This is a genomic window from Nocardiopsis sp. iso_25 (genome assembly GCF_056173305.1).
In genome coordinates this window covers 2861130-2881199 of sequence record NZ_CM149667.1, presented here as the reverse complement: position 1 = coordinate 2881199, position 20070 = coordinate 2861130, and the positions used below count along the sequence as shown (strand labels likewise).

General features: G+C 72.7%; 19 protein-coding genes. 4 read left to right on the top strand and 15 right to left on the bottom strand.

What is annotated here, in order from left to right; translation table 11 throughout:
* Positions 1-49: 49 nt before the first annotated feature.
* The 5 genes from AC0VX6_RS12465 to AC0VX6_RS12445 form a co-directional block, all read right to left on the bottom strand.
* On the bottom strand, positions 50-616 hold the full coding sequence (locus AC0VX6_RS12465) for a copper chaperone PCu(A)C (RefSeq protein ID WP_475468745.1): 567 nt from the start codon (positions 614-616) through the stop codon (positions 50-52).
* A 104-nt stretch (positions 617-720) separates the two neighbouring features.
* Entirely contained in the window at positions 721-1980 is a 1260-nt protein-coding gene (locus AC0VX6_RS12460; RefSeq protein WP_475468743.1) for a Dyp-type peroxidase, read from the bottom strand.
* Positions 1977-2606, bottom strand: coding sequence for an SCO family protein (locus tag AC0VX6_RS12455; RefSeq protein ID WP_274977680.1), 630 nt, complete (start codon positions 2604-2606; stop codon positions 1977-1979). The genes AC0VX6_RS12460 and AC0VX6_RS12455 overlap by 4 nt, the downstream gene beginning before the upstream one ends.
* Positions 2607-3070: 464 nt before the next feature.
* The gene (locus AC0VX6_RS12450; protein ID WP_274977679.1) at positions 3071-3664 is read right to left on the bottom strand and encodes a hypothetical protein; all 594 of its coding nucleotides are present in this window, start codon (positions 3662-3664) and stop codon (positions 3071-3073) included.
* 97 nt (positions 3665-3761) lie between these two features.
* Positions 3762-4112 carry a ribosomal protein L7/L12 gene (locus AC0VX6_RS12445; RefSeq protein WP_274977678.1) on the bottom strand — a complete coding sequence of 117 codons (351 nt, stop codon included), beginning with the start codon at positions 4110-4112 and terminating at the stop codon, positions 3762-3764.
* Positions 4113-4546: 434 nt separating this feature from the next.
* On the opposite strand from AC0VX6_RS12445, the gene AC0VX6_RS12440 reads away from it, so the two are divergent.
* The gene (locus tag AC0VX6_RS12440) at positions 4547-6403 is read left to right on the top strand and encodes an alkyl/aryl-sulfatase (protein WP_475468741.1); all 1857 of its coding nucleotides are present in this window, start codon (positions 4547-4549) and stop codon (positions 6401-6403) included.
* Positions 6404-6470: 67 nt separating this feature from the next.
* On the opposite strand, the gene hemC is transcribed toward AC0VX6_RS12440, so the two are convergent.
* Positions 6471-7403, bottom strand: coding sequence for a hydroxymethylbilane synthase (hemC, locus tag AC0VX6_RS12435; protein WP_274977676.1), 933 nt, complete (start codon positions 7401-7403; stop codon positions 6471-6473).
* Between the two features lie 697 nt (positions 7404-8100).
* On the opposite strand from hemC, the gene AC0VX6_RS12430 reads away from it, so the two are divergent.
* A complete protein-coding gene (locus AC0VX6_RS12430) occupies positions 8101-9279 on the top strand; it encodes a phosphatidylserine decarboxylase (protein WP_475468738.1) in 1179 nt (392 codons plus the stop codon).
* Positions 9280-9754: 475 nt separating this feature from the next.
* Positions 9755-10897 carry a serine hydrolase domain-containing protein gene (locus AC0VX6_RS12425; RefSeq protein ID WP_475468737.1) on the top strand — a complete coding sequence of 381 codons (1143 nt, stop codon included), beginning with the start codon at positions 9755-9757 and terminating at the stop codon, positions 10895-10897.
* A 232-nt stretch (positions 10898-11129) separates the two neighbouring features.
* Here AC0VX6_RS12425 and AC0VX6_RS12420 read toward each other — a convergent pair whose 3' ends face one another.
* Both AC0VX6_RS12420 and AC0VX6_RS12415 read right to left on the bottom strand, forming a co-directional pair.
* Complete coding sequence (locus tag AC0VX6_RS12420) at positions 11130-11993, bottom strand: SigB/SigF/SigG family RNA polymerase sigma factor (RefSeq protein ID WP_475468735.1); 864 nt, start codon at positions 11991-11993, stop codon at positions 11130-11132.
* A 352-nt stretch (positions 11994-12345) separates the two neighbouring features.
* A complete protein-coding gene (locus tag AC0VX6_RS12415) occupies positions 12346-12756 on the bottom strand; it encodes a RidA family protein (RefSeq protein ID WP_475468733.1) in 411 nt (136 codons plus the stop codon).
* Positions 12757-12839: 83 nt separating this feature from the next.
* Between AC0VX6_RS12415 and AC0VX6_RS12410 the strand changes: the two genes are divergently transcribed.
* Positions 12840-13223 (top strand): winged helix-turn-helix transcriptional regulator, encoded by a 384-nt coding sequence (locus AC0VX6_RS12410; protein WP_013152803.1) that lies wholly within the window; start codon positions 12840-12842, stop codon positions 13221-13223.
* A 208-nt stretch (positions 13224-13431) separates the two neighbouring features.
* Here AC0VX6_RS12410 and AC0VX6_RS12405 read toward each other — a convergent pair whose 3' ends face one another.
* The 7 genes from AC0VX6_RS12405 to AC0VX6_RS12375 are packed head-to-tail and all read right to left on the bottom strand — an operon-like array spanning position 13432 to position 19867.
* Positions 13432-14175, bottom strand: coding sequence for a GIDE domain-containing protein (locus tag AC0VX6_RS12405; RefSeq protein WP_475468731.1), 744 nt, complete (start codon positions 14173-14175; stop codon positions 13432-13434).
* A 57-nt stretch (positions 14176-14232) separates the two neighbouring features.
* Entirely contained in the window at positions 14233-14583 is a 351-nt protein-coding gene (locus AC0VX6_RS12400; protein WP_475468729.1) for a cation:proton antiporter, read from the bottom strand.
* Entirely contained in the window at positions 14580-14837 is a 258-nt protein-coding gene (locus AC0VX6_RS12395; RefSeq protein WP_248770173.1) for an MrpF/PhaF family protein, read from the bottom strand. Before AC0VX6_RS12395 ends, AC0VX6_RS12400 begins: the two co-directional genes overlap by 4 nt.
* Positions 14834-15211, bottom strand: a complete 378-nt coding sequence (locus tag AC0VX6_RS12390; protein WP_475468726.1) for a Na+/H+ antiporter subunit E — start codon at positions 15209-15211, stop codon at positions 14834-14836. Before AC0VX6_RS12390 ends, AC0VX6_RS12395 begins: the two co-directional genes overlap by 4 nt.
* Positions 15208-16725, bottom strand: coding sequence for a monovalent cation/H+ antiporter subunit D family protein (locus tag AC0VX6_RS12385; protein WP_475468725.1), 1518 nt, complete (start codon positions 16723-16725; stop codon positions 15208-15210). The genes AC0VX6_RS12390 and AC0VX6_RS12385 overlap by 4 nt, the downstream gene beginning before the upstream one ends.
* A complete protein-coding gene (locus AC0VX6_RS12380) occupies positions 16722-17030 on the bottom strand; it encodes a sodium:proton antiporter (RefSeq protein WP_274977667.1) in 309 nt (102 codons plus the stop codon). The genes AC0VX6_RS12385 and AC0VX6_RS12380 overlap by 4 nt, the downstream gene beginning before the upstream one ends.
* A complete protein-coding gene (locus AC0VX6_RS12375) occupies positions 17027-19867 on the bottom strand; it encodes a DUF4040 family protein (RefSeq protein WP_475468723.1) in 2841 nt (946 codons plus the stop codon). The genes AC0VX6_RS12380 and AC0VX6_RS12375 overlap by 4 nt, the downstream gene beginning before the upstream one ends.
* Between the last annotated feature and the right edge of the window lie 203 nt (positions 19868-20070).

The following is a 20070-nucleotide window of genomic DNA, read 5'->3' as shown; positions in this document are numbered from 1 at the left end:
GGTCGCCGCGCCGGGCGGCCGCCCCCCGGACCGGCACGGAGCGGTGGGCTCAGTGGTGGTGTTCGTGCCCGGAGCCGCTCTCCCCGCTCCGCGCGGTCATCGGCTCCACCGGAACGGTGACCGCCACCTCCTCCTCGCTGGCGAAGGAGAGGGTGACGGTGACCTCGTCCCCGACGACCGGGGCCTCGGGCAGGTCGTTGACCATGACGTGGTAGCCGCCCTCGACCAGGGTGGTAGCTCCCCCGGCCGGAACCGGGATCTCCTCCACGACCCGCATGCGCGCGGACCCGGAGTCGGCGGTCTCGGTGCTGCACAGGTCGGCGTCCTCGGAGGCGTCGGTGGACACCCCCGTGACGGCGTCGTCGGACTTCCCCGAGTTGGACACGCGCAGGTAGACCACCCCCACCTCCGGGTTGGCCGGTTCGGGCATCCAGGCGTCCGACACCAGCAGGTGCCCGGCCTCGGTGCGGCCCCGTTCGCTCGCGGGTGCGGCGGAGGCCGGTTCCCCGGAGCCGCCCTGCCCGCCCCCGCACGCGGTGACGCACAGCAGCACCCCCAGGGCCGCCGGTGCGGCGCGGCGTGCGAGACGTCGCCTGTCAGCCCGTGTACGCGGCATGGTCCTCACTTGCCTCTTCCTCCCCTGCGTCGGGTCGGGCTCCGCTGCCGGGCCCGACCGTGATGTCGTCGCGGGAACCGCTCCGGTTCCCGAACCCCCCGTTCTCACAGCAGGGTGTGCGCCGCATGCGGCTCCCCCTCCCGCAGCGGCGGCACCGCGAACAGGGCGCTGCCCTCGTGCCTGACGTAGGCGCCGAGCGCGTCCCCGCCCTCGTCGAGGTTGCGCTGCACGGCCGTGAACCCGGTGCGCGGATCGGCCTGCCAGGCGGTGAAGAGCAGGCCCGCCTGCCTGCGGCCGTCGGCGTCCCAGCCCAGGTCGTAGCTGAAGCCCCGGCGCAGCATCCGCGCCCCCAGCGTGCTCTCGGGACTGGCGAGCCTGATGTGGGCGTCACGGGCGATGACCGGCTCCCCCGCGCCGTCCCGGGCCGACAGGTCGGGCCGGTCGTGCTCGCGGTCCCCGCCCAGGGGCGCGCCGTCGGACAGGCGGCGTCCGATGACGGCCTCGCGCCGTCGGGTCTGCAGGGCGAACCAGTCGTCCAGCAGCATGCGGATGCGCCGCACGACCAGGTAGGACCCCCCGTCCATCCACGCCAGGGACGGTTCGGTGTGGGAGGCCAGGACCTGGGCGTCGAACAGGGCCTCGTCGGGGCGCGGGTTGACCGTTCCGTCGATCTGGCCCATGAGGTTGCGCGGTGTGGCGGCGGGGTCGGCGGCGGCCGCGGCCGACCGCTGGAAGGCGGACAGGGACCAGCGGACCTTGGCGCGGCCCCGGGCCGCGCGCAGCAGGTGGTCGACCGCGGAGCTGAGGACCAGGGGGTCCTCGGCTCCCACGTGCAGCATGAGATCGCCGCCGCACCAGGCGGGGACCAGGCGGTCGGAGTCGAAGGCGGGCAGGTCCTCCATGTGCGGCGGGCGACGGTCGGCCAGGCCCGCGCGTTCCAGCAGGGAGGGGCCGATTCCGAGGGTGACCCCGAGCGAGGCGGGGTGCAGGCCCTGGGAGGGCGCGCCCTCCCCGAGGGCGGCCGGTCCCCGCTCGTGTAGGGAGCGGGCCTCACGGCTCCAGGTCCCGAGGACCTCGCGGGCGGCCCCGCGCACGTCCGCCGCCTCCCGGGCGTCCACGTCCACGGCCACCACCCGCACGTGCGCGGGCGCGGGCGTCAGCAGCGCGGGAGGGCGTCCCTCCCGCGGACCGCCCCTGGAGCGGGCGGGGTTCAGGGCGAGGGCGTCCCGTTCCTCCGCGACCGCGGCGGCGGAGGCGTACCCGGTCAGCCCTCCGGCGCCGATTCCGGCGGTCCCCGCCGCCCCCACGGCGGTGAGCAGGCCGCGCCGGGAGAAGCGGGGCGGCCGGTGCGCGTCCCCCGTCACAGCAGCGCATCCCTGAGCTCGGGCAGTAGTTCGGCGATCTGGTCCGCCTCGGTGCCCTCGTCGAACATGCCCGCCGCTCTGCCGTCGGGGAGCAGGACGACGATCCGGCCCCCGTGGGAGACCAGGTACTCGCCCTCGGTCTCCCGGGGCGCCTCGACCGGGATGCCGTAGTCCGCGGCGGCGTCGACCGTGGCGTCGATGTCCCCGCGCACCCCCTGGAATGCGGGGTCGAAGCGGTCCAGCCACGAGCGCAGCTGTTCGTCGGTGTCGCGCTCGGGGTCGGTGCTGACCATGACGACGTCGTAGTCCCCGGCCTCCTCCCCCGCCTGGTCAAGGGCCAGGTTGATCTCGGCCATGGTCATCGGGCACACGTCCGGACAGCTGGTGTAGCCGAAGAAGAGCAGGGTGAGGCGGTCGTCCGCGACGTCGGCGAAGGTCCAGGGCTCGCCCTCGACCGTGGCCAACCCGACGGTGGAGGCGGCCATCGGCTCGTCGGACAGGTCCAGGAAGTACCCCGTCTCGGCCAGGGTGTCGGCCGGGTCCGCGGCGCAGGAGGTGACCAGGGCCAGGGAGGCCGCCGCGGCCAGCGCACCGCGCGCCGTGCGGGAGAGGGGTGATCGGGTCATCGTGTGTCTCCGTAAGTCGTTGAACGGCCCGGAGGGGCCGGATGTGGCTGGTGTGGCTGGTGTGGTCCTGCGTGGGCGGCGTCGGAGGAGCGGCCGTCCGGCACCTCCGCGGCTTCCCGGCGTGGCGGACCGGGCGGTCTCGCCGGGCACAGGCGCCGGGTCGCGGCGCACGGCACGCGGAACGCGGGAACCCCGCGCCGCGGGCGCGTGGGACCCCGGAGCGCGCGGAAGGCGGCGCGGGGTCCGCCCGGGCGCACCGCGGAAAGCGGATCAGCGCGGTCGCGTCACCGGGGCCCGGGTGTGCCGGTCGGCAGACGCCCTCGGCGGGCGGCGCGAAGCGGCCGGAGCACGGGAGAGGACCGCGGCCGGTGGCGCGGACGGAGGGTCACGGCGCGCACGACGGCTCCGCGCGCCGGGAGCGGGCACGGCGCGGACGGTGCGACGGACGGAATTACGCCGAAGGCTCAGGCGGCGCCGAGCGGGGCGGGCGGGCCCCGCAGGACCCGGGTGTGGCGCAGGTAGGGAAGGAGCGACGGCGGGCGCTCTTCACTCCACCGCCCGGGGCCGCCCGCCCGGACGGGCGGCACGGAGCCCCAGCCCAGGACCAGCAGGAGCGGGAGGAGGGTGAGCGCCATGAAGCGCAGGAACGCGAAGAGCGCGTTCTCCCCCCGGTGCAGCCACCACGCGCTGACCAGCGCGGCCAGCACGTGGACGGCGATCATCTGCCACCCCGACAGGGCGGAGTGGGCGACCGCGTCGGCGGAGTGGGCGCCGTGCGGGGTCCGGCCCCGCCCGGTGTTCTGGGTGTAGCTGAAGGCCACGTGGAGGGCGAGCTGCCCCCACAGCATCCAGCCGACGAGCATCGCCGGGCCGTAGCGGCGTCGGGCGGCGGCCCAGGAGACACCGAGGACGGCCGCGCAGCCCAGCAGGAGGCCTACGAGGGGGACGTCGTGGCCGGAGCCGAGGGCGTGGCCGTGCGCGGACACGCTCGCGCACACCAGGGTGAACACCCCGGCGCGCAACGGACGGCACGGCTGGCTCTCTGACATCTCCCGCATATCGTCTCACCCCCCTCACGCACCGCCGGAGCGGGATGGCCCCGGCCTCGCGGAGGACGGCGCGCGCTGCGGGCACGGCGCGGCGGCGCCGCCGGGTTCAGCGGTCGAGGGCGTCGACGAAGCGGGTGGCCTCGGCCTCGGTCATCCCGGTCTCGCGGGAGACCGTCGTGACGGCGTCGGCCGCACGGTCCTGGGCGAGCAGTTCCCGGGCCCGGTCGGCGAGGCTCTGACCGGGCGCGGGCTCGACCGGGATCCAGTGGCCCTGCTCGACGGCGTCGACGACGTGCTTGGCCTCGGCCAGTCCCGCGCCGGTGCGCTCGCGCACGAGCTTGATCGCCTCGATCTTGCGGTCCGCCCGCACGAGGGCCTGCGCCTCGTCGACCGTGCCCTGGCCGATCGGCCTTCTCATGGGCTCGGGGCCGAGGAGACGTTCGAAGAAACCGGCCATGGTCGGTGCTGCCTTCCCAGGAGTGGGGAACGGGGCGTCCGCCCCGGCCCCGTAGTGTACGGCCGGGCTTGGACGCCCACGCCCCGGGCGCGGCCTGTCCGTTCCGGTGTCAGCCGTCAGCGGCGGCCAGCCGGGGGAGGTGTCGGCGGACCTCGGGGGCGGTGGGCGTGCACGGCACGAGTTCCTCCTCGTCCAGGGCGATCACGACGAGGCCTCCGGCGGCGCCGAGGCGGGGCGGGGCGGATACCCCCTTTGCCGGTCGCTGGTTCTAGCCAAAGACGCCTACGGGAAGGCTCGCCCCGGTCGGGCCTGTCCACAGCCCGACCGGGCGGCCCGGCGACGACGGGAGCGCGCGCGGCCACGGCCCAGTGCGTCCAGGCCCCGCGCTCCTGACCCCGACCGACCGTTCCGTGCCCAGGAGCCAGGAGGAAGAGTTGACCACGACCGGACCCGAGCGCACCGACACCGCCGACTTCGCCAACGCCGACCGGGGGCTGATCGCCCGGCTCGAACCCGGGCAGATCACCGACGCCGAGGGCCGCGTGGTGTGGGACGCCGACGCCTACGCCTTCCTCGACGGGCCCTGCCCCGACACCGCCAACCCCAGCCTGTGGCGGCAGTCCCGGCTGTGCTCGCGCCAGGGGCTGTACGAGGTCACCGAGGGCGTCTACCAGATCCGCGGGTTCGACCTGTCCAACATGACCCTCGTGGAGGGCGACACCGGCGTCATCGTCATCGACCCCCTGGTGTCGGCGGAGCCCGCCGCGGCCGGGCTGGAGCTGTACCGCAGGCACCGGGGCGACCGCCCGGTCACCGGGGTGGTCTACACCCACTCCCACATCGACCACTTCGGCGGCGTCGGCGGGGTCACCGACGGGAACGTGCCGATCCTGGCACCGGCCGGGTTCATGGAGCACGCGGTGTCGGAGAACGTCTACGCCGGTACCGCGATGGGACGGCGGGGCGTCTTCCACACCGGTGTCCTCCTGCCCAAGGGCCCCGACGGGCAGATCGGCGACGGCCTCGGCCAGAGCACCTCCAGCGGCACGGTGACGCTCCTGGAACCCAACCGGGACATCACCCGCACCGGCCAGGAGGAGGTCGTGGACGGGGTGCGGATGGTCTTCCAGATGACGCCCGGCACCGAGGCGCCCTCGGAGATGAACTTCCACTTCCCCGGGTACCGGGCCCTGTGCATGGCCGAGAACGCCACCCGCAACCTGCACAACCTGCTCACCCTGCGCGGCGCGCTGGTGCGCGACGCCCGGGTCTGGTCGCGCTACCTCAACGAGGCGGTCGAGCTGTTCGGGCGCGACTCCGACGTGGTGTTCGCCTCGCACCACTGGCCGACCTGGGGCGGCGGGGAGGTCGTCCGCTTCCTGTCCCAGCAGCGCGACCTGTACGCCTACCTCCACGACCAGACGCTGCGCATGGTCAACCGCGGCATGGTGGGGTCGGAGATCGCCGAGGAGATCCGGATGCCGCCCGGGCTGGAGCGGGAGTGGCACACCCACGGCTACTACGGTTCGGTCAGCCACAACGTCAAGGCGATCTACCAGCGCTACATGGGCTGGTTCGACGGCAACCCCGCCCACCTGTGGGAGCACCCGCCGGTGGAGGAGGCCAGGCGCTACGTCGACTGTATGGGCGGTGTGGAGGAGGTGGTGGCCAAGGCCGGGAGGTACCGCGACGAGGGGGACCTGCGCTTCGCCGCCACCCTGCTCGACCACGCGGTATACGCCCGCCCCGACCACACCGGGGCCAGGGAGGCGCTGGCCGGGGTGTACGAGCGACTGGGCCACGGGGCCGAGTGCGGCACCTGGCGCAACTTCTACCTCCAGGGCGCGCGGGAGCTGCGGGGAGCGCCGCGCGCCCAACCGCTCGCCATCGGCGGGGGTATGGCCTCGGCGCTCACCGTGGAACAGCTCTTCGACTCCCTGGCCGTCCGGATCGACGGCCCCCGGGCCTGGGACCACCGCTTTACCGTGGACTGGGTGTTCACCGACCTGGACACGAGCCACCGCACCGAACTGTCCAACGGGGCGCTCATCTGCTGGGAGTCCCCCGGCGGCGGTGGCGCCGACCTGACCGTCACGCTCACCAAGCCCGGGTTCCTGGGCCTGGTCGCGGGCGGGGGCTCTGAGGACCTGGACACCTCGGGCGACGCGTCACTGCTCACCACGCTGTTCGGCCTGCTGGAGGAGCCGGACCCGGAGTTCAACATCGTCACGCCCCGGGAGAACCGGGCCGGCGCTCCGCGCCCCCGCCGGGAGGCCGCGGGCGGGGGCTGAACCCGCTCACGCCGGGGTCGGCGCATGTCCTGGGTGCTGCTGGTCAGGCTGCGCACACCGAACCGGCTCACGCCGGGGTCGGCGGCCCGGCGAGCAGGTCGGCGGCACCGCGCTCGCGCAGCTCCCCGGCGACCCCGGCCCCGAGGGCTTCGGGGTCCTCAGGGGAGCCGGTCCGCTCGACCCGTACCGACCGGCGGCCGTCGACCGAGGTGACCTGGCCCAGCAATCGCAGCGACGCGCCCTGGACCACCGCCGTCGCGCCGACAGGCACGTGGCAGCCGCCGTCCAGCGCGGCGAGCAGGGCGCGTTCGGCGCGCACCGCGGTCTCGGTGGCCGCGTCGTGCACGACCGACAGCAGCCCCCGGAGCCAGGCGTCCCCGGCTGCGGTGCGGATCTGCACCCCCAGCGCGCCCTGGGCGGGCGAGGGCGGCCAGACCCAGGGGTCGAGGACCTGGGTGATCTGGTCGGACATCCCCAACCTGCGCAGGCCCGCGGCGGCCAGGAGCAGACCGCCCCACCCCTTCCGGCGCATGTGCCGCAGCCGCGGGGGGACGTTGCCGCGGACCGGTACCGGGCACACGTCGGGACGGGCGCGCAGCAGCTGGCCGACGCGGCGCGGCGCGCTGGTGCCCACACGCGCGCCCTCGGGCAGGGTGTCCAGGGTGGCTCCGCACAGGGCGTCGCGCACGTCGTGGCGCCGGGGTACCACCGCGAGCACCGTGCCGGGTGTGGTCTGGGTGGGCAGGTCCTTGAGGGAGTGGACCGCCACGTCGACCTCCCCTGCCAGCAGGGCGGCCTCCACCCGGGAGGCGAACACCCCGGCACCCGAAGCGGACAGCTCGCCCAGGGCGGTGGTGCGGTCCAGGTCGCCCGCGGTCATGACGGTGTGCTGCGTCCACACCACCTCGGGGTGGGCGGCGCGCAGCCGGTCCAGGAGTTCGGCGACCATGGCCCTGGCCAGGCGGCTGCCGCGCGAGCCCACCCGCACCGTCCGCGTCATCGGCCCCGCCCCGCTCCGGGAGGCGCCGTGTGCTCCGGGGGCAGGCCGCAGCCGCCGCCTCGGCGCGCGAGGGCGCGCACGTCCGCGGTGCCGCGGTCCCGCTCCTGCCGCGGGATGGTCGGCGGTGTGTTCACGCGGGCCCTTCCGTGTCCGGGGACGGTTGAGGCGGGTACGCACGCCATGCAACCACGGACACCGGCGGGCCCGGGGCCGTTTCGCGATTCCCGTTCCGGCGGGACTGGTCGGCAGAGGCGGGATGGGGCTGGCCGACGCAAGGGGACGCTCCCGCGGCCGGTCGGCACCGGGGCGGCGGGCGCCCCACCCGCGGCGGGTCGTACCGGCGCGTACCGCGCCGACCGGCGCGGAACCCCCCGGCGCGGACAGGCGGTAAATCCGGACGGAACCCAGCCGAAAGCACACGGACAAACCCCTCGCATCGCCGCCCCAAAAAGGAATAGCGATCACCAATCCTGCCGTGGGAAAAGCAGAAAGCCACTCCGTGGTTACGGCCTCGCGCGCCCCGGGAACCCCCGATGGCGCGCATACGCTTCGCGTCGCGGGCGAAGGTCGGCGCTTCGAACGGGGACCGCGCCAGTTCGACCGCTCTCCACATCCGGCGGAAAACGCGTCCGACTGCTGACCGCCGACCACCGCGCCGAAGTCGTGCAAGCCCGGCAGAAACGACAGAGGGGGAGCATTGACACAGGACCAGATCCAGGACATCGAAGAATTCGTCGAACTGGTCGAGAGTTGGTACAGGGAGGATTTCGAGGGCTTCGCCACCATGTACGACGCCGCGATCAGGCACGTGAAACCGATCCCCGAGAACGCGCCGGAGGAGGTCCGCTACGACTGGCGCGAAAGGACGATCAACGACCTGTGCGACTTCTTCCGCGAATGGGACCAGTGGCGGCCGGGTGTCTCCAGCGGGCTGAACTACATCGAGAAGTTCAGCTGGATCAACTACGAGAACGACTACGGCATGGTCTTCGTCACCTCCGGCCCCGGATGCCGGATGACCGCCCTCTTCACGGAGTTGCAGGGGCGTTACATGGACTCCGAGGCCTCCCTCGGCCTGGCGGAGGAGTGGATGAGGGAGCTCGGGCGCAGGATGGACGACTACGTCGTCCCGGCCGGCGGCTACAAGAACTTCAACGAGTTCTTCGTCCGTGAGGTCAAACAGGGAAAGCGACCGATCGACGCCCCCGACGACGAATCCGTGGTGGTCGCGCCGGCCGACTGCGTCATCAACATGATCGTCGACGAACTGACCGAGGAGACGCGGATCCCGGTCAAGACGGTCACCATGAACGTCGGACAGCTGCTCGACGGCTCCGACTACGCCAGCAGGTTCGTCGGCGGCACGGCGGTGTCCTGCATCCTGCTGCCCAAGTCGTACCACCGCTACCACTCCCCCGTCAGGGGGCGCGTGCTGGAATCGCGTGACGACGTCGGCGGCGTCTACTACGGAATGCGCAACTTCCCCGAACTGCTCAACAAGGGCAACGTCGGATACGGGTACGACTACAGCATGTTCGAGTACTTCCGCCGGGGTTATCTCGTCATCGCCACGGGCGAGGACGACAACGGTCTGGTCGGAATGGTCCCCGTGGGGCTGAACTCGATCGCCTCCGTCGAGTTCAGGTCGAAATTCGCCAAGGTGACCCCCGAGGAACCCGTCGACGTGGCCAAGGGGGAGGAGATCGGATGTTTCAAGTACGGCGGTTCGCTGAACATCCTCCTGTTCGAGAAGGGTAGGTTCCCCGCGCTCCAACTCCTCCAGGGGCAGCGCATCGGGAACTTCGAAAACCCGGAGACGTCGGCGGCGGTCTTCGCCGGCTCCTGGCGCACGCCCTCCCGGCGCCTCGGGTTCTGAGCGCCCCCGGCCGGGCCCGGCCGTCCTGTGCCCCGCACGGGACGGCCGCGGCTGAGCCGGGAGGTTCGGCCGGGCCGCGTCGGCACACGGACGGCGCCCGCGCAGGCCGAAGGGCGGTCCGGGCGCGGCGCATCGCCCCCCGTCGCGCACCGCCTCGCGCGTGATCGCCGGGGACGGGCGACCGTAGCGTTCGATTTCCAGCCATTGCAATGCACCGCATGGAGTTCATCGCATTAGATTCCAAACCATTGCAATAATTTCCCGGCGTTTACCTGCGCATGCGGGGATTCCGCATGGAATTTCCATTGCCGCAAAAATGAACGCAACGTAGCTTTTCCACCGTCAGAAACATCGCGCCGCGCCAGCGCCGAACGCCCTCAAGGACAACGGCACCACCGAACCCGGTATCCACGCCCCCACGCTGAGGCCCCTCCCCCACTCCCACCGCGTCACCGCTTCGAAGGAGCACACCACCATGTCCCTCGCCCCCACCGAGCAGGACCGTCCGGAACTGCACAAGATCATGCAGGAGACCGTCGACTCCGGCTTCGTCGGAATGCAACTGCGCGTACACGACGAGCGCGGCGAATGGGTCGGCAGCGCCGGGGCGCGCAGGTTGGGCGAGCCGGAGCTGCCGCCGACCGAGGGGCACTTCCGGATCGGCAGCGCCACCAAGAACTTCGTCGCGACCACGGTGCTCATGCTGGTGGCCGAGGGCGGGATCGGACTGGAGGACCGGGTGGCCGACCACCTGCCCGAGTTCGGGCTGGACCGGCGGATCACGGTGCGGATGCTGCTCCAGCACACCAGCGGGGTGTTCAACCACACCGGCGAGGTCCACGAGGACGGAACCTTCGCGCCGGGGATCACCTGGTCGGGCCGGGAGTGGGTGGAGGACCGGTTCCGGACCTACCCGCCGGAGGAGCTGGTGCGGCTGGCCCTGTCCGAGCCGTCCCGGTTCGAGCCGGGGACGGGCTGGAGCTACGCCAACACCAACTACGTGCTGGCCCGGCTGCTGGTCGAGCGGGTCACCGGCCGCTCGCTCGCCGAGGAGACGCGGCGGCTGATCCTGGGCCCGCTCGGGCTGACGGGCACCGTGGTGCCGACCACCCAGACGGAGGTCCCCGAGCCGCACGCCCACGCCTACTACCGGTACGAGGAGGAGGGCCGGGAGAGGACGGTCGACGTCACCCGGCAGAACCCCTCCTGGATCTCCAGCGGCGGTGACATGGTCTCGACCACCCGGGACCTGCACACGTACTTCTCCGCGCTGATGGGCGGCAGGCTCCTGCCGCCCGAGCTGCTGGCGCAGATGCGCACTCCGGAGGAGAAGGTCGGCTACGGCCTGGGGGTGTTCGTCCAGGAGACCGACGGCCGGACCCTCTTCCACCACAACGGCGGCATCGCGGGCTCGGCGGCGCTGATGTACGCCACGGCCGACGGCGGCAGCACCCTGACCGCCTCACTGACCTACGTGGACGACGCCGGGCTGTCCCTGGCGCAGACGTTCCAGGAGACGACGCGGCGGCTCGTCGGGGAGGTGTTCGGCGGCGGGCGGACCGAGGCGGAGGACGAGGCGGCCGAGCAGGACGCCGGGGCGGCGCAGCCGACGGGCTGAGCACCTCGGAGCCGCGACCGCTGAGGACGGACTCCCGCTCCGTCCGGACGGCCACGTCGCCCGGGCGGCGGCGATCGACGGACCTGCCTCCGGAGCCGCGCCCGCGCGGGCCGCTCGAATGCCTCACGGGTTTCCTGGTCCCGCCGCACCCGCCGCAGGGCCGACCGGAGCGGGACGGCCCGCTTTCCGGAGGGCGGCCCCCGTGGCGCCCTCCGGAAAGCGTTCGGGGTCCTCAGCCCCGGGCGGGTCCGCGCTCGCCCACGTCCTCGCGCAGCTGCTCCAGGGTGTTCTTCAGCAGCCGGGAGACGTGCATCTGGGAGTAGCCCATGCGGTCGGCGATCTCGGTCTGGGTGTGGTCGCCGAAGAAGCGCAGCTTGAGGATCTCGCGCTCGCGCTCGGGCAGGCGGGCCAGGGCGGGCTTGAGCGACTCGCGCTGCACGACCCGCTCCAGGCCCTCGTCCTCGCTGCCCAGGTGGTCCTCCAGCCGGGAGCCCTCCTGGCCGTCGGAGTCGGAGGAGTCGGGGGCGTCCAGCGAGAGGGAGCGGTAGGACTCCGAGGCCTGGACGAGCTCGACGACCTCCTCCTCGTCCAGCCCCATCTCCTTGGCGATCTCGGCGTTGGTGGGGACGCGCGCGTGGGTCTGCTGGAAGGTGTTGAGCACCTGGCGCAGCTTGATCCGGTTCTCCTGGTGGCGCCTGGGGACGCGGATCGCCCAGGTGTGGTCGCGGAAGTGCCGCTTGATCTCACCGGTGACCGTGGGCATGAGGTAGGAGATGAAGGGCTTGCCGCGATCGGGCTGGTAGCCGTGGATGGCCTTGACCAAGCCGACCATGGCGGTCTGCTTGAGGTCCTCCAGCGGTTCCCCCCGGCCGTTGTAGCGGCGGGCGAGCTTGTTGACCAGCGGCTGGTAGCGGACCACGACCTGCTCGCGCAGTCTGACCGCGCGCGGGTCGTCGCCGTCCAGGCCGTGGAGTTCGGCGAGGAGTTCCTCGACCGGGATCTCCTTCCCCGGGGAGGACGTGCGCGTCCTGGGGATGAGGGTCGTGTGGTCGGTGTCGGTCTGCGACACGGTGTTCTTGTTCAACGTGGTGGACAAGAGGAAACCCCCGGTGCTCTGGTCCTGTGTGCTCCTGTCTGTCTGCCTCGGCAGACACCGGTGCGCTGCCCCGCCGGCGACCGCGGTTCGGGTGCCGCGGCCCGGCGGGCGGCGCCGGTGCGACCACTACCGTTCCCTCAGAAACAACTTCAAAAGCCGCAGAGCGGATTTTTTGTTGTCGCACGACAAATATCTACGTCAGAGCGCCTCCACCAGCCCGAACAAGGCGGGCGCGAGGCCGCCGCGCCCGTGGGCCGCGCCCCCGCGTCCACGAACCGGCGGCCGCCCCCTTCCTACCCGACGCACGGGGAGGGCGTCACGTCCTCCGCCCGCCGCGGCCGGTGAACCGCCGTCAGTCGAGGACGGCCGTCGCCTCGACCTCGACGAGCACGTCGGGTTCGAAGAGGTAGTCCACGCCGATGAGCGACGAGGGCGGCAGCGGCGTCGGGAGGCCGACCTCCTCGGCGACCTCGGCGACCCCCGCCATGAAGGCGTCGATCTTGCCGGGCTCCCACGCCGTGACGTAGAAGGTCAGCCGCAGGACGTCGTCGAACGTCGCTCCCGCCCCGGCCAAGCCGACCGCGGTGTTGCGCAGCACCTGGGCCACCTGCCCGGCGAGGTCGCCCGGGGCCACCGGGGTCGCGTCGGCGCGGCGGGCGACCTGTCCGCTGACGTGCACGTGGCGCGTACCGGTGCCGACCGCGACGTGGTGGTACGGGGTGGGCTGCATCATGCCCTCGGGGGTGAAACGCTGAACGGCCATTGCCTGTGTCCTCGCTACTGGTGCCGACTTGGTCTAATGTTGATACCTGGTATCAGAAAGAAACTGCAACGAAACCAGGTGTCATGACGGATACCGGGCAGGCAGCCCACGACGACATCGGGATCACCGCGCCGCACCGCGAGCTCCTCAACCAGATCCTGGACAAGTGGTCCATGGAGGTGCTCAACGTGCTCTGCGAGCGCCCCTCGCGCTTCAACGAACTGCGCCGCGCGATCCCCTCGGTGACCCAGAAGTCGCTCACCGCGACCCTGCGCCGCCTCGAACGCAACGGCATCGTGCACCGCGCGGTGGTCGGCTCGCGGCCGGTCGCCGTCGAGTACCGGATCACCCCGCTGGGCAAGACCCTCCGGCACCCGGTGGACGTGCTGCTCGACTGGATCTCGGCGCACACGCCCGAGATCGAGCGGGCACGCGAGCGCTTCGACCTCGAACAGGACGGCGGTTGACGCCCGGGGCGGCCGGAGCCCCGGTCGGGTCCTGTGCCGGGCCCGGAAGTGTCCGCCTCGAAAGTGCCTGCTCCAGAAGTGTCCGGTTCCGGAGCGCGGGTTCCGGCGGCTCGACGGCGCAGGGCGCCGCCGCGCGGGTCCGGACGGCGGTCGGCAGCGCCTTCGCCCGTGGGCTGGCCGACCGCCTCCGAGAACCCGGCGTGAACCGTCACGAGAGCCACAGGGTGAGCGCGAGCGATCCGAGGAAGGCGGCTCCGGCGAGGACCTGCCTCGTCAGGTGGGCGTCGTACAACTGCGGGGCGGTGCGCGTCGAGAGCAGCAGGTACCCGTCGCAGGAGCTCGCGACGAGGGTCTCCCCGTTCCACTCGTAGGCGGTTCCGTTGACCAGGAGGCGGGTCCCGGGCGCGACGGCCCACTCCCGGTAGGAGCGGCCGGCGCTCGAATGCGCGTGCTCGGGCCGCAGCTCCCGCCTCGCCTCCGTCCTGCCGAAAGCGCCCTCCGCCAGGGGGTCCACCACGAAGGAGTCGTGGGTGAGGTCGACCTTGTCCGTGACGGCCCCGCGGGGGTGGCACCACGCGCTCCCCGTCCTGTCCCGGAGCCGGAAGGGCGCCTCGCTCTGCTCCGTGTGGACCAGGGTCACGCGCAGGCGTTCGTGGTGGGAGTCCTCGGCGGGGCGGTGGTCCCACACCTCGGTCCGGTACCACACGCACCTGGTCCCGGAGTAGGGGGCGACCAGCGGTCCCGAGGGCCCCGGCACGGCGTTCCCGTCGACCAGGACCGGGGTGCCGGAGCGGGGCAGGTCCCGCAGCGGAGGCGTCCGGGAACCGCGCATCCTGTGGGACCGTGCGCGCGTGCGCAGCTCCCGGGAGAGCAGGAGGGCGCTGAGCACGGTGGCCAGCAGGGCCAGGAACTGGAACGCGGTCCGCGATCCGCCGACGAACATGTCATCCATGGTCGCCACCTCCTCGTGCCGGTGGCCGTGGCGGCGGGCCACCGGCACGACGCGGGCTCAGCCCTCCTCCGAACGGTCCGTGTCCGCGTCGGCGAGGGCGTCGTGCCGGGTGGCGGCGGAAAGGGGTGTTCCCGCCAGGTATCCCGACCGGGCCAGGGCGTTGCCGCCCACCGCCGCGGTGGCCAACTGCACGAGCAGCGCCAGGCCGATCTTGAGCGCGTTCTCCACCGAGGGGAACCACAGCAGCAGGCCGAGCAGGAGCAGGGCCGTCCCCAGACCGGCCGAGACCGACACCCCGTGCAGGCGGGCGTAGAAGTCGCGCAGGCGCACGAGGCCGAGGGCTCCCACCGCGAAGACGGACGCGCCGGCGATCACACAGGCCACGGCGAGCGTCTCGAACGGGGTCATCGTTTGCCTCCGGAGATCAGTCGGGCCAGGGACAGGGCGGAGAGGAACCCCACGAGGGCGCACACGAGCACGATGTCGACCACCAGGTCGGAGTCGACGCGAAGGCCGAGGACGACCACGAGGCCGACGAAACCGAAGAGGACCACGTCGGCCCCGGCCGCCCTGTCCCCCGTGTCGGGGCCCTTGAGGATCCGGTAGGCGGCGACCGCCATGGACGCGCCGAGCAGCAGCAGCGCGATGTCGACGGGGTTCATCGGGTCTCCTCCCCCCGGGGCGCGGCCTTCGTCCGTCCGGTACGTGTCAGGCCCAACAGGTAGTCCTCCATCTGGTGGATGTCGTCGAGGAAGGCCGACTCGTCAGCGGTGTACATGCCGTGCACCCACAGGGTGGGCGGGTCGGTGCGGGTGGCCACGGTCACCGTTCCGGGGGTCAGGGAGACCATGTTGGCGACGGCCGTGATCTCCAGGTCGGTACGGCAGCGCAACGGGACCTCGATCAGGGCGGGCACGGAGGCGCTGCCGGGGGTGACGATGTCCCAGGCGACCCGGAGCGTGGAGGTCACCACCCGGGAGCCGTAGAAGAACGGGAACCACGCGATCCGCAGGGCCCGGCGCAGGAGAGGGGTCATCGGTTCGTCACCGCCTCGACGTAGGTGGAGGTGTCCAGCAGGTGGGCCGCGGCCAGGGCGCTCAGGTCGAGCAGGAACTGGGCGCCCAGGCCGACGCACAGGGTGACGCCGGTCAGCGCCACCGCGGGCAGCACCAGGCCCGCGCGCATCCTCGTGGCGGCCGGGGCCGCGGTGGCCGTCGCGGCCCCCTCGACCGGCCGTCCGCCCCCGGGCTCGGGGCCGGAGTCCGGGACGGGGCCCCAGAACACCGAGCCCCAGATCTTGAGCATCGACATCAGGGTGATGAGGCTGACGGCGACGGCGAGGGCGGCGACCGCCCACTGGCCGTCGGCGAAGGCGGCGGCGACCAGGGTGAGTTTGGCGACGAACCCGGAGAAGGGGGGCAGCCCGGCCAGGGACAGGGCCGCACCCAGGAAGGCCAGGGCCAGCAGCGGTTCCCGGCGGGCCAGGCCTCCCAGCCGGTCGAGTGCGCCGGTGCCGTGGACGTGCTCGATCGCGCCGGTGGACAGGAACAGGGACGCCTTCACCACCATGTGGTGAACGAGGTAGAAGATGCCCGCCATCAGTCCCAGTTCGGTGAACAGGGCCACGCCGAGGAGGATGTAGCCGATCTGGCTGACCATGTGGAAGACCAGGATCGAGCGGGTGGTGTTCTCCCCCACCGCGCCCAGGACCCCGACCAGCATGGTCGCGCCGAACAGCACCAGGCCCACCCACAGCAGCGAGGACTCTCCGCCGAAGACCACCGCGTAGAGGCGGTAGATCGCGTAGACGGCGACCTTGGTGTGCAGGCCGGAGAACAGGGCGGTCACCGCCGGGGAGGGCGCGGTGTAGGTGCGTGCCAGCCATCCGTGCACCGGCACGACGGCGGCCTTGACCGACATGGCCAGCAGCACCACGCCCATGGCGACCGCGACCACGGGTGACTCCTGGGCGGCGCCCGCGAGTTCGCCGAGCTGCACGGTTCCGGCCGCGCCGTAGACCAGGGCGACACCGGCCAGGAACACGGTCGAGGTCAACAGGTTGACCGCGACGTAGGTCCGTCCGCCCCGCAGGCCGCGCAGGGTCCCGGCGATGGCCATCAGCCCGTAGGAGGGCAGCAGCATCACCTCGACGAACACGAAGAGGTTGAACAGGTCCCCCGTGAGGAGGGCCCCGTACACCCCGGCGGACAGCACCAGGACCAGGGACGGGAAGAAGCGCCGGTCGGCCTCGCCGGTGGCCACGGCGAAGGCCGAGCACACCAGCACCAACAGGGCGGTCGTGGTGACCATCAGCGCGCTGAAGGTGTCGGCGGCGAAGGGGACGGCCACCCCGGCGGGCCACAGGCCCACCTGGTGGGCGTGCACCTGTCCCTCCCGGGTGGCCCAGAGCAGGACGGCACCGGCGGCGAGGGCGAAGGCGCTGGTCCCCAGGAACAGGGCGCGGGCCGCCGCACGCGCGAGGGGCAGGACGAGCAGCGCGGCGCCCAGGAGGGGGACCGCGACCAGCACGGGCAGGAGAACGGGGTTCATGAGGCGTCCTCGGTGTCGTCGCTCCCACCGGTCGCGGCGAGGGCGAGCATGTAGATGGTGATGGAGAAGGCGATGACGATCGCCGTGAGCACGAACGCCTGGGGCAGGGGGTCGGCCATGGCGGCGCCGGTGTCCCGTCCCAGCAGGGGTTCGCCCCGGCGGGAGGCTCCGCCCGCCGACAGCAGCAGGAGGTTGGCCCCGTGGCTGAGCAGGACGAAGCCCAGGACGACGCGGACCATGCCGCGTTGCAGGATCAGGTAGACGGCTCCGGCGGTCAGGACGCCGATCGTGATGGCCAGGGTCATCGGGTACCTCCGGTGGCCGGACCGTGCTGGACGGGGTCGGGTGTGCGGTGCGCGTCGGGCTCCGGGGGGCTCTCACGGCCGCTCCGGGGCAGCCCCAGCTGGTTGAGCGCGGTCAGCAGCACGCCGACCACGACCAGGTAGACCCCCACGTCGAAGACGAGCGCGCTGGTGAAGTGGTAGTAACCGCCCCAGGGCAGGGGGATCTCGGCGTGCAGGGGCCGCAGGAAGGACCCGTCGGCGTAGCCGAGCAGCCCGGTGGCCGCGGCGGTGAGGACGCCCGCGGCGATGAAGGCCGGGTAGGCCAGGCGGATGCGGGCCGCCGAGGCGCTGGGCGCGGTCAGGTAGGCCAGGGCGAAGGCCGAACCGCCGACCAGTCCGGCGATGAAGCCGCCGCCCGGGGCGTTGTGGCCACGCAGCAGGAGGTAGAGCGACCACAGCACCAGCAGCGGGATCAGCCAGCGCGCCACGGTGCGCATGATGACGGTGTTGTCGTCGGCGTTCCAGACCGGGTTGGTCCCGGCCACGCGGGAGGAGGCCTCGCCGTTCGCGATGAGACCGGAGGACCGCAGGACGGCGATGATGATCAGGCCGGCCACCCCCAGGACGGTGAGTTCGCCCAGTGTGTCCAGGGCCCGGTAGTCGACCAGGATCGTGTTGACCACGTTGGTGCCTCCGGTGTCCCCGGGCGCGTTGGAGAGCAGGTAGTCGCTGACCCCGGAGGGCTCCCTGCGGCCGGTGAGCAGGTAGGCGCCCAGCCCCGCCGCGGTTCCCGCGGCCAGGGCGACCACCGCGGTGAGGGCGGTGCGTGAACGGCGGACCCGGTGGAACTCGCGGGGAAGTCGGCGCAGCACCAGGACCGCCACGACCACCGTCAGGGTCTCCACCAGCAACTGGGTCAGCGCCACGTCGACGGCGCCCAGGAAGACGAACCACAGCGCGGTGGCGAACCCGGCGACCCCGACCAGGGCCAGGGCGGCCATCCGCGAGCGGGTCACCACCGAGGCGAGCACCGCGACCGCCACCAGCGCCACCAGGAGCCAGTCCAGCGCGCGCGAGGTGGGAGCGGGCGCGAGCCCGTAGTCCAGCCCGAGGGAGGAGACCACGGCGGCGAGCACGATGAGCATGACGAACGGCACGGCCAGGTGGCGGGTGGGCGCGTCGGTGCGGGTCGGGTCGCCCACCCGCTTTCCCAGGGTGATGACCGCCGCGTGCACGCGCTCGAAGACGCCTGTGCCCCGGACGGGGAGGAGGCGGAGCCCGGCGAGCCTCTCCCCGGAGCGGGAGGCCCGGGTCAGGAGGGCGCCCAGGAGCAGGGCGGCGGCCGACATCCCCAGGGCGGGGTTGAGTCCGTGCCACAGCGCCAGGTGGGAGTCCGCGGGGGCGAGGACCGCGTCGCCGGCCGCCCGGGAGACGGCCGGGTTGAGCGCTGCCACCCCCAGTCCCAGGACCAGGCCCGCCGCCGCGGTGACCACGGGGGCGGCCAGCAGGAGCGCGCCCGCCTCCCGGGGCGGCTCCCGGTCGGGACGGCCCCTGCCGCTCCCGCCGAAGGCCAGGTACACGAACCGGAAGGCGTAGGCGAAGGTCAACGAAGCCGCGGCGACCGCGACGGCCCCGGCGGCCGGACCGGCCCAGGCGGGCCCGGGCGCCTGCAGAAGCGCCTCGAAGAGGTTCTCCTTGCTGACGAATCCCAGGAGAGGGGGGACCCCGGCCATGGACAGGGCGGCGAGCGCGCTCACCGACGCGGTGACGGGCATCGTCCGGCGCAGACCGCCGAGTTCGCGCAGGTCCCGGGTTCCGGTCTGGTGGTCGATCACGCCCACCGACATGAACAGCGCCGACTTGAACAGGGCGTGGGCCGCGGTGTGCACGGCGGCGGCGACGAGCGCCTGCGGGGTCCCCACACCGATGACGGCGATGAGGAAGCCGAGTTGGCTGACCGTGGAGTAGGCGGTGAGTTCCTTCAGGTCGTGCCGTCGCAGGGCCAGCACGGCGCCGATCACGGCGGTGGCCAGACCGGTGACGATCAGGGTGGCGCCCCACAGCGGTGTGTCGGTGAAGGCCGGGGAGAAGCGCATCGCCAGGTAGACGCCCGCCTTGACCATCGCCGCCGCGTGCAGGTAGGCGCTCACCGGGGTGCTCGCGGCCATGGCGTCGGGCAGCCAGTAGTGGAAGGGGAACTGGGCCGACTTGGTGAACACCGCGACGATGACGAGCACCGCCACGGTGCCGGTGAAGGCGGTGTCCTGGGTCCAGGACGGGTCGCCCAGGATCGCGCTGAGGCGGGTGGTTCCGGTGCGCACCCACAGCAGCACCACCGCGGTCAGCAGTGCCAGACCACCCATGGCGGTGAGCAGGAACGTGCGCACCGCCGGCCGTGAGGCACCCGGGCCGGACAGGCCGATCAGGTAGAAGGAGCAGATCGTGGTCAGCTCCCAGAAGACGAAGAGCAGGACCACGTCGTCGGCCAGGACCAGACCGGTCATCGACAGGGCGAAGGCGCTCATCAGGACGTAGAAGCCGGTCCTGCGCCCGGGCGGGAAGTAGCGGGTGGAGTAGGCCGTGACCAGGGCGCCCACGCCGAGTACGAGCACGCAGAACAGCCAGGCCAGGCCGTCCATGCGCAGGTGCAGCCCCACGCCGAGGGCGGGCATCCAGGGCAGGGACGCCTCCGGGACCCGGTCGTGGTTCCACAGGGCGGGCCCCTGGGCGCCGACCCACAGGGCCGCCAGGGCCAGTACCAGGGCGATGGGCCACCCCGCGGCGCGGCCCAGCGGGCGTTCCAGCAGCGGGACGAGCAGTGTGGTGACGGTGAGTACGGCAAGGAGGAGCAGCAGCACGCCGCTGTCCTTTCACGGTTGCGCGCCGGTCCCCGGGCATGCGGGCACACGCCGGGGACGGCCGTGGCGCACGGGGGCGCGGCACGGTCGGCGTTCAGCGAAAAAAGGTGGAAGAGGGCACGCGAAAGGTGCCTCGCGCAGGACGGAACCCGAAGAGGACCGCGGGCACTGACGTCGGTTACCGGTGCCTTGGGCGGACCGGT